The following is a 16,412-nucleotide window of genomic DNA, read 5'->3' as shown; positions in this document are numbered from 1 at the left end:
TATCGGCGCTTGGGTGAAAGGAGGAGGGGCGAAATCTCCCACGGTCTGTACTGCGTCAACAGTCGGAATCGAGCCTTGTCCCTCCTCCTCCCTTCAAGTCCTACCATACAAGCGAGCCTGCTCGCGAAGGCAATTTCAGGTTCAACGGTAAATCCGAGTGAATTACTTGCCGAGTTTTACCCGCGTCCACCCGCGAGTCATCACCCGCTGAGTACCAATCGGCATGTCCGGTATGGCATACAACGTCGCCATCACAGCCTGCGACGGATACGAACCCGGATCATCCCGAATCGCTTCATCCACCAACGGCGTGGCCGCCGCGTTGGCGTTGCTGTAGCCGATGTTGTTGGTGATCTCGGCGATGATGTCCGGGCGCATCAGGAAGTTCATGAACAGGTAAGCGTTTTCCACGTTCGCCGCGTCCCGGGGGATCGCGACCATGTCGTAGAAACTTCCCGCGCCTTCCTTGGGAATGCTGTAATCGACCTTCACCTTATCGCCCGCTTCCTGAGCGCGCGCCTTGGCTTGCAGCACATCACCGGAGTAACCGACCGCCACGCAGATGTTGCCGTTGGCCAGGTCGGAGATGTATTTCGACGAATGGAAGTACGCCACCGACGGCCGAATCTTCATGAACAGCGCTTCCGCTTCGGCGATCTGATCCTTGTTCTGCGAGTTCACCGGGTAACCCAGATAGTGCAGGGCGGCCGGGAGCATCTCGGTCGGCGAATCCAGGAAACTGATGCCGCAGGCTTTCAGCTTCGCGGCGTTTTCCGGTTTGAACAGCAAGTCCCAGGAATTGGTCGGCGCGTTGCTGCCGAGCACTTCTTTGACCTTCTCCGGGTTGAAGCCAATGCCGATCGAGCCCCACATGTACGGGAAGGCGTGGCCGTTATCGGGATCGCTGGCGGAAGCATTTTTCAGCAGGACCGGATTGAGGTTCTTCCAGTTCGACAGCTTCGACTTGTCCAGTTCCTGATAGACGCCGGCCTTGATCTGCTTGGCCAGGAAACTGTTGGACGGCACGACGATGTCGTAGCCGGATTTGCCGGCGAGCAGCCGTGCCTCAAGGGTTTCATTGCTGTCGAACACATCGTAGGTCACGCGGATCCCGGTCTCGTCTTCGAACTTCTTGACGGTGTCCGGGGCGATGTAATCCGACCAGTTATAGACGCGCAGTACCTTGTCATTGGCCTGGGCGCCGGCGGCCATCGCGCCCAATAAGGACAGTGTCAGCAGAGTCCTGCCAAACATTTTCATCGGTACAACTCCATTTCTTTTTTTATTCAAAATCACGCAGCAAAAATGCAGTGAACACAAAACCTGTGCAGTGAACACAAAACCATTGCAGTGAACCCAAACCCTGTGGAGTAAACCCAGAACCTGTGGAGTAAACCCAGAACCTGTGGAGTAAACCCAGAACCTGTTAAGTGAACACAAAACCTGTGGTGAGGGGATTTATCCCCGTTGGGCTGCGAAGCAGCCCCAAAACCTGCAACCGCGGAGTATCAGGTACACCGCATTCACTGGTTTTTACGACTGCTGCGCAGCCGAACGGGGATAAATCCCCTCGCCACAGAGTTTGGGTTTACTCCATAGGTTTTGGGTTTACTCCACGGGATTATGCTCACTTAACCCATCAGCAATGGCACTAGGCCGTCGCTTCTACCATTTGCTTTTCAGGTTGCTGCCAGGATTCGCTGGCGGTCTGGTCCATCGCTTCCTGGATCGCACGTTTGCGTGTCGCTTCGGCGCGGCGGCTGAAGAACCAGACCATGAAGGTCACGATCGATACGGCGAGCAGAATCAGGCTGGCCACGGCGTTGATCTCAGGCTTCACACCCAGACGCACCGCCGAGAACACTTCCATCGGCAGGGTCGTCGAACCCGGGCCGGACACGAAACTCGCCAGCACCAGGTCATCCAGCGACAGGGCGAACGACATCATGCCGCCGGCCGCCAGTGACGGCGCGATCATCGGAATGGTGATCAGGAAAAACACCTTGAACGGCTTCGCCCCGAGGTCCATGGCCGCTTCTTCGATGGACAGGTCCAGCTCACGCAAGCGCGCCGAAACCACCACCGCCACATACGCCGCACAGAACGTGGTGTGGGCGATCCAGATGGTGACGATGCCACGTTCCTGCGGCCAGCCAATCAACTGCGCCATCGCCACGAACAGCAGCAACAGCGACAGACCGGTGATCACTTCCGGCATCACCAGCGGCGCCGTCACCAAACCACCGAACAACGTGCGGCCCTTGAAGCGCGTGACGCGAGTCAGCACAAACGCCGCCAATGTCCCCAGCGCCACCGCGGCAATCGCGGTGTAGCAGGCGATTTCCAGCGAGCGCACTACCGAGCCCATCAGTTGCGAGTTATCGAGCAGGCCGGCGTACCACTTGAACGACCAGCCACCCCACACCGTCACCAGTTTCGAGGCGTTGAACGAGTAGATCACCAGAATCAACATCGGCAGGTAGATAAACGACAGGCCGAAAATCAGCATGAACTTTGAAAATCCGAAGCGTTTCATCCCCGTGCCTCCATCTCTTTGGCCTGGCTGCGGTTGAACAGCAGAATCGGCACAATCAGGATCAACAGCATCACCACCGCCAGGGCAGACGCCACCGGCCAGTCGCGGTTATTGAAGAACTCTTGCCACAGCACGCGACCGATCATCAGGGTCTCCGGGCCACCCAACAGCTCCGGAATCACGAACTCACCGACCACCGGAATGAACACCAGCATGCAGCCGGCAATGATCCCGTTCTTGGCCAGCGGCACGGTGATTTTCCAGAAGTTGTTGAAGTTGCTCGAACCCAGGTCCGAAGCGGCTTCCAGCAGGCTTTGATCGTGCTTGACCAGGTTGGCGTAAAGCGGCAACACCATGAACGGCAGATACGCATACACCACGCCGATGTACACGGCGGTATTGGTGTTGAGGATCTCGATCGGGTGATCCGTCAGCCCGGTCCACATCAAAAACGCGTTGAGCAAACCGTTGTTGCTGAGGATGCCCATCCACGCGTAAACGCGGATCAGGATCGCGGTCCAGGTCGGCATCATGATCAACAGCAGCAGAACGTTTTGCGTTTCCTTGCTCGCTTTGGTGATTGCATAGGCCATCGGGAAACCGATCACCAGGCACATCAGTGTGCTTAAAAACGCCACCTTCAACGAGCCGAAATAAGCCGAGATGTACAACTCATCCTGAGTCAGCAGCGAGTAGTTGCCGAGGTTCAGCAACAGCTGGAATTTCTGCTCGGCGAAGGTGTAGATCTCCGAGTAAGGAGGAATGGCCAGGGCCGCTTCCGAGAAGCTGATCTTCATCACCAGGAAGAACGGCAGCATGAAGAACAGGAACAGCCACAGGAAAGGAACCCCGATGACGAGTTTTCGACCACTCGGCATCAGCCGCATAAACTGCTGATTGAGTGTTTTCATGAGCGCAGTACCACGCCGCTGTCGTCTTCCCACCACACGTAGACCTTGTCGTCCCAGGTCGGACGGGCGCCACGGCGTTCGGCGTTGGCCATGAACGACTGCACGATCTTGCCGCCAGGCAATTCCACGTAAAACACCGAGTGGCCGCCGAGGTAGGCGATGTCATGCACCTTGCCGCTGGACCAGTTGTAACGGGTATCCGGTTGGGTGGTGCTGACCAGCAGTTTTTCCGGGCGAATGGCGTAAGTGATCGACTTGTCCTGCACCGAGGTGCTGACGCCGTGACCGACGTAAATCTTCTGCTCCAGGTCCGGGCTGTGAATAATCGCGTGACCTTCGAGGTCCTCGACCACGGTGCCGTCGAAGGCGTTCACGTTGCCGATGAATTCACAGACCATGCGGCTGACCGGCGCTTCATAAATGTCCACCGGGCTGCCGATCTGCGCGATCCAGCCGAGGTGCATGATGGCGATGCGTTGGGCCATGGTCATGGCTTCTTCCTGATCGTGAGTCACCATCACGCAGGTCACGCCGACGCGCTCGATGATCTCGACCAACTCCAGTTGCATCTGCGAACGCAGCTTTTTATCCAGCGCACCCATCGGTTCGTCGAGCAGCAACAGCTTCGGACGCTTGGCCAGGGAGCGAGCCAAGGCCACACGCTGACGCTGACCGCCGGACAACTGATGGGGTTTGCGCTTGGCATATTGGGTCATGTGCACCAATCGCAGCATCTCTTCAACGCGGGCGTCGATTTCGCTGGTGGACAGACGATCCTGCTTCAGCCCGAACGCAATGTTCTGCGCCACCGTCATGTGCGGGAACAGCGCGTAGGACTGGAACATCATGTTGATCGGCCGTTCGTACGGCGGCATGTCGGTGATGTCGACACCGTCGAGCAGAATCCGCCCTTCGGTCGGACGCTCGAAACCTGCGAGCATGCGCAGCAGGGTCGATTTGCCCGAACCGGAACCGCCGAGCAGGGCGAAGATTTCCCCTTGATGGATCTCAAGCGAGACATCGTCCACTGCGGTGGTTTCGTCGAATTTCTTGGTGACGCGGTCGATTTTCACCAGCACCTTTTTCGGTGACTGGTGACCTTCAAGAGCCTTCCTGTAGATGCTGGAGGCGTTTGCCATGTGAAACTCCCAACAGGTTTCAGTCGTCGGGCCAACGCGGCCTGACTTAATAGTTGATTGCAAGCCCAATCCGTACGACGCCAGTCAACTCAACGGTGATCCCCAGTGGGAGCGGGCTTGCTCGCGAAAGCGGTGTATCAGGCAGCATCAATGTCGACTGACACTCCCTCTTCGCGAGCAAGCCCGCTCCCACAGGGGGGGCGTTTGACTCACTGGCATCGCCCGGCCTGGGCTTATTCGGCGCCGCCGTCCTGGCTGCCTGGTGGTACTTGTTGTTATCGCGTTTGTTGGTGTCGTGAGGGACCGGCGCGCAAAGGCGCGCCCGCCTGACTCTCGGGGGCAGTAAATTGATTAATCGAGTGTTAAGTCAGCGCTTGTTACGTAGCGCCGCCCGTCGCCGGCATGCATCACCGAACGCCTGGAAAATACTCAAATAAGGAGGATTCGAAAGCACCTGCCATTCCGGGTGCCATTGCACACCGACGGCGAAGGTCGGGCTGTGTTCCACCGAGATCGCTTCGATCAGACCATCCGGCGCGACGGCTTCCGCACGCAGGCCGGGCGCCAGTCGGTCGATGCCCTGGCTGTGAATCGAATTGACCTGGAACACCTGTGGCAAATCCAGCGCCTGGAACACACCGCCCGGTTGCACGTTGACCGCATGCGCCGGTGCGTATTGCACCGCCAGGTCCGGATGATTCGCTTCCCGGTGATCCAGCATGCCGGGGAGTTCGTGGACCTTCTGATGCAGGCTGCCGCCGAACGCCACGTTCATTTCCTGAAAGCCCCGGCAGATGCCGAGCACCGGAACACCCGCCGCAATGGCTGCACGCAATAAGGGAAGGGTGGTGGCATCCCGTTGCGGATCGTGATCCGTGCCGGGGGCGCTGTCGGGGCCTTGATAGTGGAAGGGTTCCACATTCGAGGGCGAGCCGGTCAGCAGCAGACCGTCGAGCTGCGCGAGCAGGTCGTCGATTTCGGTCAGGTCGCCTAAGGAAGGAATGATGACCGGCAGCCCCAAAGCCGCGATGCTGACAGCACGCAAGTACTTGTCGCCGCTGACATGGTAGGGGTGCAGGCCAATCTGTTTGACGCACGCTGTAACGCCGATCAATGGCTTGAGTGCCATTTTTATCACCTCGAAGTTTCACACTTGAACGAGCTTTTCCGGAGCTTAGCCTTGTTGATTTTAATTAACAACTCTCATGTAAAAAATTCTAAACGCCGCACGTCCGATCTTCAGGGTTTACGCGGGGCGCAAGACTGATTTGGCACTCTCACGCCCAAGAAAGGCCCGAAAATAAAGGTTGAGAGGCCAGGTGTTCGCTATTGACTTCACTTTGCCGTTCGGGTTGACTGGGCTCGCAACAAGGTAGTGAACATAATAATTAACAGCTAATAGGTGCATCATGTCGGTCCCTCTGCGTACCGTTCAACTCAACGAAGCAAACGCATTCCTTAAGAAATATCCTGAGGTTTTGTACGTCGACCTTCTGATTGCGGATATGAACGGTGTGGTGCGCGGCAAGCGCATCGAACGCACCAGTCTTCATAAGGTTTACGAAAAAGGCATCAACCTCCCGGCGTCACTGTTTGCTCTGGACATCAACGGTTCTACGGTGGAAAGCACCGGCCTGGGTCTGGACATCGGTGACTCAGACCGAATCTGCTTCCCCATCCCCGATACCCTCAGCATCGAGCCCTGGCAGAAGCGCCCGACCGCGCAACTGTTAATGACCATGCACGAACTCGAAGGACAGCCGTTCTTCGCTGACCCTCGCGAAGTGCTGCGTCAGGTCGTGAGCAAGTTCGATGCAATGGGCCTGACCATCTGCGCCGCGTTCGAACTCGAGTTCTATCTGATCGACCAGGACAACGTGAACGGTCGTCCGCAATCGCCACGCTCGCCGGTTTCCGGCAAACGTCCGATGTCGACTCAGGTGTACTTGATCGACGACCTGGACGAATACGTCGATTGCCTGCAAGACATCCTCGAAGGCGCGAAAGAGCAGGGCATTCCTGCTGACGCCATCGTCAAGGAAAGCGCCCCGGCGCAATTCGAAGTGAACCTGCATCACGTCAACGACCCTATAAAGGCTTGCGACTACGCGGTGTTGCTCAAGCGTCTGGTGAAGAACATCGCCTACGACCACGAGATGGACACCACCTTCATGGCCAAGCCGTATCCGGGCCAGGCGGGCAATGGTTTGCACGTACACATTTCGATTCTCGACAAAGAAGGCAACAACATCTTTGCCAGCGAGGATCCCGAGCAGAACGCCGCACTGCGTCACGCGATCGGCGGTGTGCTCGAGACCCTGCCGGCGCAGATGGCGTTCCTGTGCCCGAACGTCAACTCGTACCGTCGTTTCGGCGCGCAGTTCTACGTGCCGAACTCGCCGAGCTGGGGCATCGACAACCGTACCGTTGCAGTACGTGTGCCGACCGGTTCGCCGGACTCCGTGCGCATCGAACACCGCGTAGCGGGCGCCGATGCCAACCCTTACTTGTTGATGGCGTCGGTCCTGGCCGGTATTCACCACGGCCTGACCAACGAAATCGAGCCGGGCGCACCGGTTGAAGGCAACAGCTACGAGCAGAACGAGCAGAGCCTGCCGAACAACCTGCGCGATGCACTGCGCGAGCTGGACGACAGCGAAGTCATGTCGCGCTACATCGACCCGATGTACATCGACGTGTTCGTGGCGTGCAAGGAAAGCGAGCTGGCCGAGTTTGAGAATTCCATCTCGGACCTTGAGTACAACTGGTATCTGCATACCGTCTGATGAGCCAAGTGGTGTACGCATTCTCTGCATACACCACCAATCAAATGTGGGAGCGGGCTTGCTCGCGAAGGCGGTGGATCAGGCGGCATCGGTGTTGACTGATCCACCGCTTTCGCGAGCAAGCCCGCTCCCACAGGGGGCTGCATTTCAACTCCCTGGTTGGGCGGCATTCAGTCCCACTACTTTTTCCTCTGCGTCGAGTCACAACCATGACAAACACTCGCAGCGACTGGGAGCAACGCTTCCAGTCCCTAACACTCGAAGGCCGCGCATTCATCGACGGCCAATACTGCCCGGCACTCAGCGGCGACACCTTTGAATGCATAAGCCCGGTCGACGGCCGCTTCCTGGCCAACGTCGCCAGCACCGACGAAGCCGACGCCAATGCGGCAGTCGCCGTCGCGCGCCGCACCTTCGAATCCGGCATCTGGGCCAATCTCGCCCCGGCCGAACGCAAGCGCACACTGATCCGCTTCGCCGACCTGATCCTGGCCAACCAGGAAGAACTCGCCCTGCTCGAAACCCTCGACATGGGCAAACCGATCAACGACTCGATGAACATCGACATCCCGGCGACCGCCAACGCGATCCGCTGGAGCGCCGAGGCCATCGACAAGATCTACGATGAAGTCGCCGCCACACCCCACGACCAACTCGGCCTCATCACCCGCGAACCTGCCGGTGTGGTCGCCGCCATCGTGCCGTGGAACTTCCCGCTGATTATGGCCAGCTGGAAGTTCGCCCCAGCCCTCGCGGCCGGCAACTCGTTCATCCTCAAGCCTTCGGAAAAGTCGCCACTGACCGCCATCCGCATCGCCCAACTGGCGCTGGAAGCGGGCATCCCGAAAGGCGTGTTCAACGTCCTGCCGGGCTACGGTCACACCGTCGGCAAGGCACTGGCGTTGCACATGGACGTCGACGTGCTGGCCTTCACCGGCTCGACCGCGATTGCCAAGCAACTGCTGATCTATTCCGGCCAAAGCAACATGAAACGCGTCTGGCTCGAAGCAGGGGGGAAGAGCCCGAACGTGGTGTTCGCCGACGCGCCGGATTTGCGCGCGGCAGCACAAGCGGCGGCCGGTGCGATTGCCTTCAACCAAGGCGAAGTCTGCACCGCCGGTTCGCGCTTGCTGGTGGAGCGCTCGATCCGCGAGCAGTTCATTCCGCTACTGGTGGAAGCGCTGCAAGCCTGGAAACCGGGGCACGCCCTCGATCCGGAAACCACCGTCGGCGCGGTCGTCGATCAGCGCCAACTGGACAACGTGCTGCGCTACATCCAGGTCGGCAAAGATCAGGGCGCGCAACTGATCGCCGGCGGCAGCCGCACCCTCGAAGCCACCGGTGGCCTGTACGTGGAACCGGCGATCTTCGACGGCGTGACCAACGCCATGACCATCGCCCGAGAAGAAATCTTCGGCCCGGTGCTGTCGCTGATCACCTTCGACACCGAGGAAGAAGCGCTGGCCATCGCCAACGACAGCATCTTCGGCCTGGCCGCAGGCGTCTGGACCAGCAACCTGAGCAAGGCTCACACCTTCGCCCGCGGCTTGCGCGCCGGCAGCGTCTGGGTCAACCAGTACGACGGCGGCGACATGACCGCACCGTTCGGCGGGTACAAGCAGTCGGGTAACGGTCGGGACAAATCGCTGCACGCGTTCGACAAATACACCGAACTCAAAGCGACCTGGATCAAGCTCTAACACCTATAAAAAAGCGACGGCCGCCGGCACATGCCAGCGGCCATCGGAGAAACCTATGAAACAAGCACATGTAAACAGCTACTACGCCGCCACCCGCAACTTCACCGGTGACTTCCCGGTGCTCGAACAAGCGGTAGATTGCGACGTCTGCATCATCGGCGCCGGCTACACCGGTTTGTCCTCGGCCCTGTTCCTCGCCGAAGCGGGCTACAGCGTGACCGTGCTCGAAGCCGCCAAAGTCGGTTTCGGCGCCAGCGGTCGCAACGGCGGCCAATTGGTCAACTCCTACAGCCGCGACGTCGACGTCATCGAAGAACGCTACGGCGACAAAACCGCTGAAGTGCTCGGCAGCATGATCTTCGAAGGCGCCGACATCATCCGTCAGCGCATCCAGCACTACGACATCCAGTGCGACTACAAGCCCGGCGGCATCTTCGCCGCGCTGAACAAAAAGCAACTCAAAGGCCTGGCCGAGCAGAAAAGCAGCTGGGAACGCTATGGCAACAAAAACCTGAAGATGCTCGACGCGGCCGACATCAAGCGCGAAGTGGGTTGCGACAACTACGTCGGCGGCCTGCTCGACATGCAAGGCGGCCACATCCACCCGCTGAACCTGGCCCTCGGCGAAGCCTCGGCCATCATCGGCCTGGGTGGCAAAATCTACGAACAATCCGCCGCCGTGGAAATCACCTACGGCGAACCGATCACCGTGCGCACCGCCAAAGGCGTGGTCCGCGCCAAGTACCTGCTGATCGCCGGCAACGCGTATTTGCCGCAAGACCTCGACAACCGCGTCACGCGCAAAAGCATGCCGTGCGGCTCGCAAATCGTCGTCACCGAACCGTTGTCCGAAAAGGTTGCGCGCAGCCTGATCAAAAACAACTACTGCGTCGAAGACTGCAACTACCTGCTCGACTACTACCGCCTCACCGCCGACAACCGCTTGCTGTACGGCGGCGGCGTGGTCTACGGCGCCCGTGAACCGGACGACATCGAACAACTGATCAAGCCGAAAATCCTCAAGACCTTCCCGCAACTGAAGGACGTGAAGATCGACTACCGCTGGACCGGCAACTTCCTGCTGACCATGTCCCGCATGCCGCAATTCGGCCGCATCGAGAAAAACGCCTACTACATGCAAGGCTACAGCGGCCACGGCGTCACCTGCTCGCACCTGGCCGGCAAACTGATCTCGGAAATGATCCGCGGCGACGCCGAACGCTTCGATGCATTCGCCTCACTCCCGCACATGCCCATGATCGGCGGCCGCACCTTCCAGGCCCCACTCACCGCCATGGGCGCCGCGTACTACGCACTGCGCGACCGATTCGGCATCTAACCCCAACACAACCCCTGTAGGAGCCGAGCTTGCTCGCGATCACGGCGGCACAGTCAACATTGATATCGACTGACAAACCGCCATCGCGAGCAAGCTCGGCTCCTACGAGATGTTTGGCAGACACAAAATCTGAGACCAACCAAAACCAAACTGTGGGAGTGAGCCTGCTCGCGATGACGGCGGCACAGTCAACATTGATATCGACTGACACACCGCCATCGCGAGCAAGCTCGGCTCCTACGAGATGTTTGGCAGACACAAAATCCGTTATCAACCAAAACCAAACTGTGGGAGCGGGCTTGCTCGCGAAGAGGCCCTGCCAGCCACCATCTATCCCAACTGACACACCGCAACCACACCTACACCTTTCACACCCAAACCACCCAACCCCAGGCCAAAACAACCTTTTTACCCAACCATTTATCGAACCTGCTGAGCAACACCACCAAACGTGATTTAATACCCGCCTTTCAAATTTCCGGGACAGGGAAGCGGTGTTTTTCGCGGCCAAAAGTCGCCCGCCATCCACCCCCATAACCCTTAAGTATTCCGCGCATAAGGCTGTCATGGACACGGGCTCACGACTCAAATTAGTACGCGAAAGCTACAAACTCTCCCAGCGCGAGCTGGCCCGGCGTAGCGGCGTCACCAATGCCACCATCTCCCTGATCGAACAAAATCGCGTCAGTCCCTCCGTCAGCTCCCTCAAAAAATTGCTCGAAGGCATTCCTATGTCTTTGGCGGACTTCTTCACCTTTGATCAGCCGCCCCGCGAGCACCAATACGTCTTCCGCGCCAATGAACAGCCAGATCTGGGCCGTCATGGGCTGCGGTTGCTGCTGATTGGCGCTTCGGTGCCGAGTCGACAGATGCGCCTGTTGCGCGAGCAATACGCGCCTGGGGCGAGCTCGGGGGAAGAGCCGATTGTGCACTCGGAAGGGGAGGAGTGTGGGCTGGTTACTCGGGGGACGGTTGAGTTGACGGTTGATGGGCAGATTAGTGTGTTGAATGCCGGGGATGGGTATTACTTTCCGACGACGCTGCCGCATCGGTTTCGGAATATTGGGGCGGATGAGGCGGAGATTATCAGCGCTAACACACCGGCCAACTTTTGATTGAGTAGATGTTTCAGTGCTTCCATCGATCTGATGCATGGCTATAATATGTTTCAAATATTGTAGTCATGATGGATCATGTTTTTATGAATTTAAGTAATGCTCGCTATTATATTTGGGTAGGCTCTCTTGTCCTCGGCTCAGCGGGGCTTTATACACTAATAGTTGTGGGAGGGATAAAGCAGATAATGCCCCTGGAGGGTAGCGCACTGAGAGCAGCCTATATTGTGACGTATATAGCTATCAGCCTTTTATGCTTGCGTTTTTATATTCCCAGGCTGAAGAGTGTTTGGCTTGGCGGGATGATGGATGAAAAGTATATGAGTTTGCGTGGCTCTTGGATTGGGATTGTCATTGGTGCTGCAGTCGGGACCATGATTTTCAGTCCTCAGGTGAATAAGATTAAGTTTTTAAATGATGTGCCTTATATGTTAGTTGTAGCAACTATGTTTCTTATTTTTGCGTTGATCTTGTTTTTCTTGAGCTTTTATACAGGCCAATCACGGCGTAGGTAATGATTGGCTTGTACTCGCTCATTGTTACTTTTCTTTTTTCGTTTCGTTGCTTTCGTTTATCATTGTTTTGATTGTGATGGCGTCAACTAACGCTTCGAAAGCTAGAGCGAGTCTCCCCATTTGGTTGTAGGCCATTTCATAGTTGATAGGGTCGTGGTTAAACAACTGCATTGAGTCTGGTTTTCTAACAAGGTTTGTCAGGCCGTTTATAGATAAGTACAAATCCATGGAGTAGTAGGCCATGTTGCCCTCGTAAGCGCTTCCAAGACGATCTTGATAAAACTCTCTCACAGGACCAACTATACCTGGAGCACCGGGGCCATTGTAGATGTTCCCCAAACCTTCATAGATGTTGTTGAAGCCATGTGCGATTAATGGTATGCCAGGCACTATGCCGGCCCCTCTTGTTTTTCCTATAGTGGAAACACCTGCCTCAAACTGCATGGCGCCTGCCATAGCCCCGGCGCCATTTTGAGCATAAAAAAGAGCCTTGGAGGATAACTCGGCATATTCCTCTCTAATCTCTTGTATCCCTTGCCACGCACTGATGAGTCCTTCATCAACGGCTTGGATAATTTCGTTCGCATAGGATGAAACAATCGAGCTAAATTTAAGCTGTATAAAGTTATCGTAGAGGTGTATGGCGCCGAGAGTGCATCCGAATGCAACAAGATCGGACGCGGTTTTAGTTACATCGTGAATGTCACAGGATTCATCACTCATCCTCATTTCCCCAAGTGCTATAAGCACACGTACTTCCCTGAATGTGCGTCCAGCTAATATCACGATAACGAATAGATACCATTTCTTGTGGTTGTGCATCATTCATATGAATGGCGTGAGGGACTTGAAGGTTGATGTGCGCAATTTTCGCCCCAGTCAGCCGTATTGAATAATATTTATCCTGGCCGCCAGTTGGTGATGTTCGATAAAAATGGATCGTGCACTCTATCTCTTCGCGCTCATGAAGTGCGCTGGCCAACAACGGTGAGGATTTATCGATATTTTTAGTGATCATGATCGGTAAATGCTTGCCGCGACCGCCAGAAACTCCGCCGTCGTTGCCCGTAATCATGTTGTGCGAATACGCTAGAACCATGATTTCATCTTCATGCGCAATCTGACATTTGTTGCCGATTGAATTCAGACCAGAACAACCGGCGGAAATCAAGCCTTGTCGTTTGCCGGTCATGCTCATGTAACCGTGATTAGCCATATGTACCACTCCCTATAGTCAGCTGCTCGCGTTGTTCCGAGCGTAACATTTGCATTGGAGGGAGGATGACGGGGTGGTTAAGCAACTGATTAAGTTCAGACTTGTCTTGCGGCGGGTAAAGAATTTAGGTGAGGAAGAATCCTACAGGTCGGCTCTTCTTCTTTGCGGCAGACGACTTACTTAGAAAAGTAGGCAAAAAGGTGACTAGCAGAAATGGCGAAAGATTTGTTTTGATAGAAAGTGTGCTCAAGAAATCAAGAAACTGATCTGTCACCTTTTTTCTGTTTGACCAAGTAATAAAAACCCGCATCGACGCGGGTTTTTATTGGGGTTGAAATTCGATCACTGACCTTTGGGGGTATCAAACCCACGCTGCTCAATCACCCGAAACACATCGCTCACGTCCTGGACCATGATCCGGGCGATGTTGGTGACGGTGTTGATGTCGTTTTCGGCGTAGTCGGGGAGGCTGGTGCAGGCCATGAGGTTGAGGTACTTGAGGACGGCGCTGAGGCGTTCGCTGACGCAGTTGTGGAGTTCGCGGAGTGGGGCGTCGCTGTCGATGAGCAGGACGGGGTAGTCGGTTGCGAATTGGGACATGGGGGTGAAGCGGCGAGGCGGGTTTTGGGTTGTCATGGTTTTAGTCCTAGAAAGATGAGTCACATCCGTCATAACCAATGCACAGACGGAAATCGGCTGTGTGGTGGATAACGGTATTCGGTGTCTTCTTTTTAGGGCTGCGAATCCCTGCCGCTGACTGCTGTCAGCGACGGGTCGAATATAGGCGCCCATTTTGATGCTCACAACCGGGCTGTAGGACGCTTTTGCGGTTGTTGTGACAAGGCTGAATGCCACTGTTTTCGGGCTTGTTGCGGTGATTCGGGTCGTGTGGAGTGTCTTGGGAAAGGGGAGGCAGTTTTTGGGGCCGCTTCGCGACCCAACGGGGATAAATCCCCTCGCCACAAAGGGTGAATTCCTACGCGAATTTCGGATGTCAGGTTTATGAAATCGGGTGGTCAGAAAACAACAAGCCCCGAATCTTCGGGGCTTTGTTGTTTGAGTTTGCGCAGTTCCCAAATTCTTACCGCACAGCCTCCGCCGTCATTGTCTGGCCTGCGGTGAATGCGGGTTGGGATCGGTGTGTTTCGGCCCCGCCAGTGCCCACGCTATCAGCCCGAACAGCGGTACGAACACGATTACCACCATCCATACGAGTTTGTTGCTGGATTTGCCTTCGGCTTTGCGCACTTTGTTGATGGCCCATACCTCGACCAGCACAAGTATTGCGGCGAGTACGATCCAGATGGTTTCGGTTTGCATTGTTCACCCTCCTGATAGTCATTCAGTTAGGTGAGTGGGTGTGGGCGGGGTTCATTTAATTTCGGGTTTTGTGGAAGGGCGGGTGAAGCGAAAACGGGTTTGCTCGCGAAAGATGTGGCAGTCGATAGGGATGTTGACTGTCAGGGCCTCTTCGCGAGCAAGCCCGCTCCCACAGGGGATTGGGTTCCAATTACAGACTGGTGGCCAGTTTCCCATTCGACAACCGGCGTTTGTAGGCGGTGTCGCGGTTAGCTAGCCAGTAGTAGAGCGGGGAGGTGATCAGCAGGCCGACCAGCCAGGACAGGTCAGCGCCGTTGATGTGTTCGGAGATGGGGCCGACGTAGAGTGGCGTGTTCATGAAGGGAATCTGCACCACAATGCCAATCGCATACGCCAGCAACGCCTGCGGGTTGTACCGCCCATAGATCCCGCCATCGACCTTGAAGATCGAACCGATGTCGTACTGACCTTTGTGAATCGCATAGAAGTCGATCAGGTTGATCGCGGTCCATGGCACCAGCACCACGAGCAGCACCAGCACCATGTCGACGAAGTGGCCGATGAAGTTGGCGGAGGCGCCGACGGCGGCGAAGCAGCAGGCGGCGAGGATGATGACCGAGAGGATGGCGCGGCTTTTGGCGGTCGGGATCCAGCGGTAGGCGAAGGTTTGGACCAGGGTGATCAGCGACAGCACGGCGCCGTAGAGGTTGAGGGCGTTGTGGCTGATGACGCTGAGCAGGAACAGCACGAGCATCAGTGGGCCGATGGAGCCGGTGGCGAGTTTGACGGCGTCCATGGTGTCCATGCCGACGGGTGTGGCGAGGACGGCGACGGCGCCGAAGATGAACGAGAGGCTGGAGCCGAGCACGGTGCCCAGATAGGTGGTCCAGAACGTTGCGGCCACGGGCACGTTGGCGGGCAGGTAGCGCGAGTAGTCGGAGACGTAGGGTGCGAAGGCGATTTGCCAGAGTGCGGCGAGGGAGACGGTGGCCAGCCAACCGGAGATGTTGAAGCTGCCGCGGGTGAGGAAGTCGGCGGTCTGGACGTGGGTGAAGATGTAGCCGAAGCCCAGCACGATGCCGGCGCCGAGCACCCAGGTGCCGATGCGGTTGAGCACGTGGATGAAGCGGTAGCCGATGATGCCGATGATGCCGGAACCGAGGGCGCCGATGACGATGCCCACGGGCACCGGCACGCTATCGACCACGCCGTGCAGGGATTTGCCGGCGAGGACGATGTTGGAGGCGAAGAAGCCGATGTACATGATGCCGGCGATCAGCACCACCAGCAGTGCGCCGAGGGAGCCGAACTGGGCGCGGCTCTGGATCATTTGCGGAATGCCCATCTGCGGGCCTTGCGCCGAGTGCAAGGCCATCAGCACGCCGCCGACCAGGTGGCCGACGAGGATGGCGACGATGCCCCACACCAGGTTCAGGTGGAACATTTGCACGCCGAGGGCGCCGGTGACGATGGGCAACGGCGCGATGTTGCCGCCGAACCAGAGGGTGAACAGGTCGCGGGTTTTTCCGTGGCGATCTTCGGGCGGCACGTAGCCGATGGTGTGTTTTTCGATGAGTGGGGCGGAGGTTGTTGCTGCGGTAACCATGACGGACTCCAAGGCAATTTGAGTACGTGGACGTACTTCGGTGAGCGCCGCGCGGGGGCGACGCTTTTCTTGTTGGAGTTGATGATGTGCGGTGGGGCGTGAGAGATAAATTAGTAAGTTTGTGGGTATAGACGCTAAAAAATGTATGTCGTGTGGTCGCCGCAAAACCCTGTGGGAGCGGGCTTGCTCGCGAAGGCGGAGTGTCAGTCGACAATGATGTCTGTCTCTT

General features: G+C 57.0%; 15 protein-coding genes. 5 read left to right on the top strand and 10 right to left on the bottom strand.

The genetic code is table 11. The features are described 5' to 3' along the window. Nucleotides 1–162: 162 nt before the first annotated feature. The 5 genes from KGB03_RS30305 to KGB03_RS30285 all read right to left on the bottom strand — a co-directional run bounded on the left by KGB03_RS30305 (nucleotide 163) and on the right by KGB03_RS30285 (nucleotide 5,715). Nucleotides 163–1,260, bottom strand: a complete 1,098-nt coding sequence (locus KGB03_RS30305; RefSeq protein ID WP_223530825.1) for a polyamine ABC transporter substrate-binding protein — start codon at nucleotides 1,258–1,260, stop codon at nucleotides 163–165. 391 nt (nucleotides 1,261–1,651) lie between these two features. Continuing rightward, nucleotides 1,652–2,536: an ABC transporter permease subunit gene (locus KGB03_RS30300; protein ID WP_111448616.1), complete on the bottom strand. Its 885-nt coding sequence runs from the start codon at nucleotides 2,534–2,536 to the stop codon at nucleotides 1,652–1,654. Beyond that, entirely contained in the window at nucleotides 2,533–3,414 is an 882-nt protein-coding gene (locus KGB03_RS30295) for an ABC transporter permease subunit (RefSeq protein WP_161990859.1), read from the bottom strand. The genes KGB03_RS30300 and KGB03_RS30295 overlap by 4 nt, the downstream gene beginning before the upstream one ends. 29 nt (nucleotides 3,415–3,443) lie before the next feature. Beyond that, nucleotides 3,444–4,586 carry a polyamine ABC transporter ATP-binding protein gene (potA, locus tag KGB03_RS30290; RefSeq protein WP_111448614.1) on the bottom strand — a complete coding sequence of 381 codons (1,143 nt, stop codon included), beginning with the start codon at nucleotides 4,584–4,586 and terminating at the stop codon, nucleotides 3,444–3,446. 367 nt (nucleotides 4,587–4,953) lie between these two features. Next, a complete protein-coding gene (locus tag KGB03_RS30285; protein WP_192409615.1) occupies nucleotides 4,954–5,715 on the bottom strand; it encodes a gamma-glutamyl-gamma-aminobutyrate hydrolase family protein in 762 nt (253 codons plus the stop codon). Between the two features lie 280 nt (nucleotides 5,716–5,995). Here KGB03_RS30285 and KGB03_RS30280 point away from each other — a divergent pair, with 280 nt between their 5' ends. The 5 genes from KGB03_RS30280 to KGB03_RS30260 all read left to right on the top strand — a co-directional run bounded on the left by KGB03_RS30280 (nucleotide 5,996) and on the right by KGB03_RS30260 (nucleotide 12,041). Beyond that, entirely contained in the window at nucleotides 5,996–7,372 is a 1,377-nt protein-coding gene (locus tag KGB03_RS30280) for a glutamine synthetase family protein (protein WP_111448612.1), read from the top strand. Nucleotides 7,373–7,581: 209 nt separating this feature from the next. Then, the gene (locus tag KGB03_RS30275) at nucleotides 7,582–9,072 is read left to right on the top strand and encodes an aldehyde dehydrogenase (RefSeq protein WP_223530823.1); all 1,491 of its coding nucleotides are present in this window, start codon (nucleotides 7,582–7,584) and stop codon (nucleotides 9,070–9,072) included. A 55-nt stretch (nucleotides 9,073–9,127) separates the two neighbouring features. Next, nucleotides 9,128–10,411 carry an NAD(P)/FAD-dependent oxidoreductase gene (locus KGB03_RS30270; RefSeq protein ID WP_218537768.1) on the top strand — a complete coding sequence of 428 codons (1,284 nt, stop codon included), beginning with the start codon at nucleotides 9,128–9,130 and terminating at the stop codon, nucleotides 10,409–10,411. 566 nt (nucleotides 10,412–10,977) lie between these two features. Beyond that, complete coding sequence (locus tag KGB03_RS30265; RefSeq protein WP_007895886.1) at nucleotides 10,978–11,526, top strand: cupin domain-containing protein; 549 nt, start codon at nucleotides 10,978–10,980, stop codon at nucleotides 11,524–11,526. Nucleotides 11,527–11,612: 86 nt separating this feature from the next. Further along, the gene (locus tag KGB03_RS30260; RefSeq protein ID WP_223530820.1) at nucleotides 11,613–12,041 is read left to right on the top strand and encodes a hypothetical protein; all 429 of its coding nucleotides are present in this window, start codon (nucleotides 11,613–11,615) and stop codon (nucleotides 12,039–12,041) included. Between the two features lie 24 nt (nucleotides 12,042–12,065). Here KGB03_RS30260 and KGB03_RS30255 read toward each other — a convergent pair whose 3' ends face one another. The 5 genes from KGB03_RS30255 to KGB03_RS30235 all read right to left on the bottom strand — a co-directional run bounded on the left by KGB03_RS30255 (nucleotide 12,066) and on the right by KGB03_RS30235 (nucleotide 16,183). Beyond that, the gene (locus KGB03_RS30255) at nucleotides 12,066–12,764 is read right to left on the bottom strand and encodes a DUF4225 domain-containing protein (protein WP_223530818.1); all 699 of its coding nucleotides are present in this window, start codon (nucleotides 12,762–12,764) and stop codon (nucleotides 12,066–12,068) included. Continuing rightward, the gene (locus tag KGB03_RS30250; RefSeq protein ID WP_223530816.1) at nucleotides 12,757–13,257 is read right to left on the bottom strand and encodes an Hcp family type VI secretion system effector; all 501 of its coding nucleotides are present in this window, start codon (nucleotides 13,255–13,257) and stop codon (nucleotides 12,757–12,759) included. The genes KGB03_RS30255 and KGB03_RS30250 overlap by 8 nt, the downstream gene beginning before the upstream one ends. Before the next feature lie 342 nt (nucleotides 13,258–13,599). Next, nucleotides 13,600–13,893 (bottom strand): fructose-bisphosphate aldolase, encoded by a 294-nt coding sequence (locus tag KGB03_RS30245; protein WP_223530814.1) that lies wholly within the window; start codon nucleotides 13,891–13,893, stop codon nucleotides 13,600–13,602. A 465-nt stretch (nucleotides 13,894–14,358) separates the two neighbouring features. Next, complete coding sequence (locus KGB03_RS30240) at nucleotides 14,359–14,577, bottom strand: PLD nuclease N-terminal domain-containing protein (RefSeq protein WP_223530812.1); 219 nt, start codon at nucleotides 14,575–14,577, stop codon at nucleotides 14,359–14,361. 190 nt (nucleotides 14,578–14,767) lie between these two features. Beyond that, nucleotides 14,768–16,183 carry a purine-cytosine permease family protein gene (locus KGB03_RS30235; protein WP_223530810.1) on the bottom strand — a complete coding sequence of 472 codons (1,416 nt, stop codon included), beginning with the start codon at nucleotides 16,181–16,183 and terminating at the stop codon, nucleotides 14,768–14,770. Between the last annotated feature and the right edge of the window lie 229 nt (nucleotides 16,184–16,412).

Source organism: Pseudomonas sp. BF-B-26 (assembly GCF_019956495.1).
Classification (GTDB): domain Bacteria; phylum Pseudomonadota; class Gammaproteobacteria; order Pseudomonadales; family Pseudomonadaceae; genus Aquipseudomonas.
Note: the sequence above shows the minus strand (reverse complement) of the source record. Positions and strands in the feature narration are given on the sequence as shown.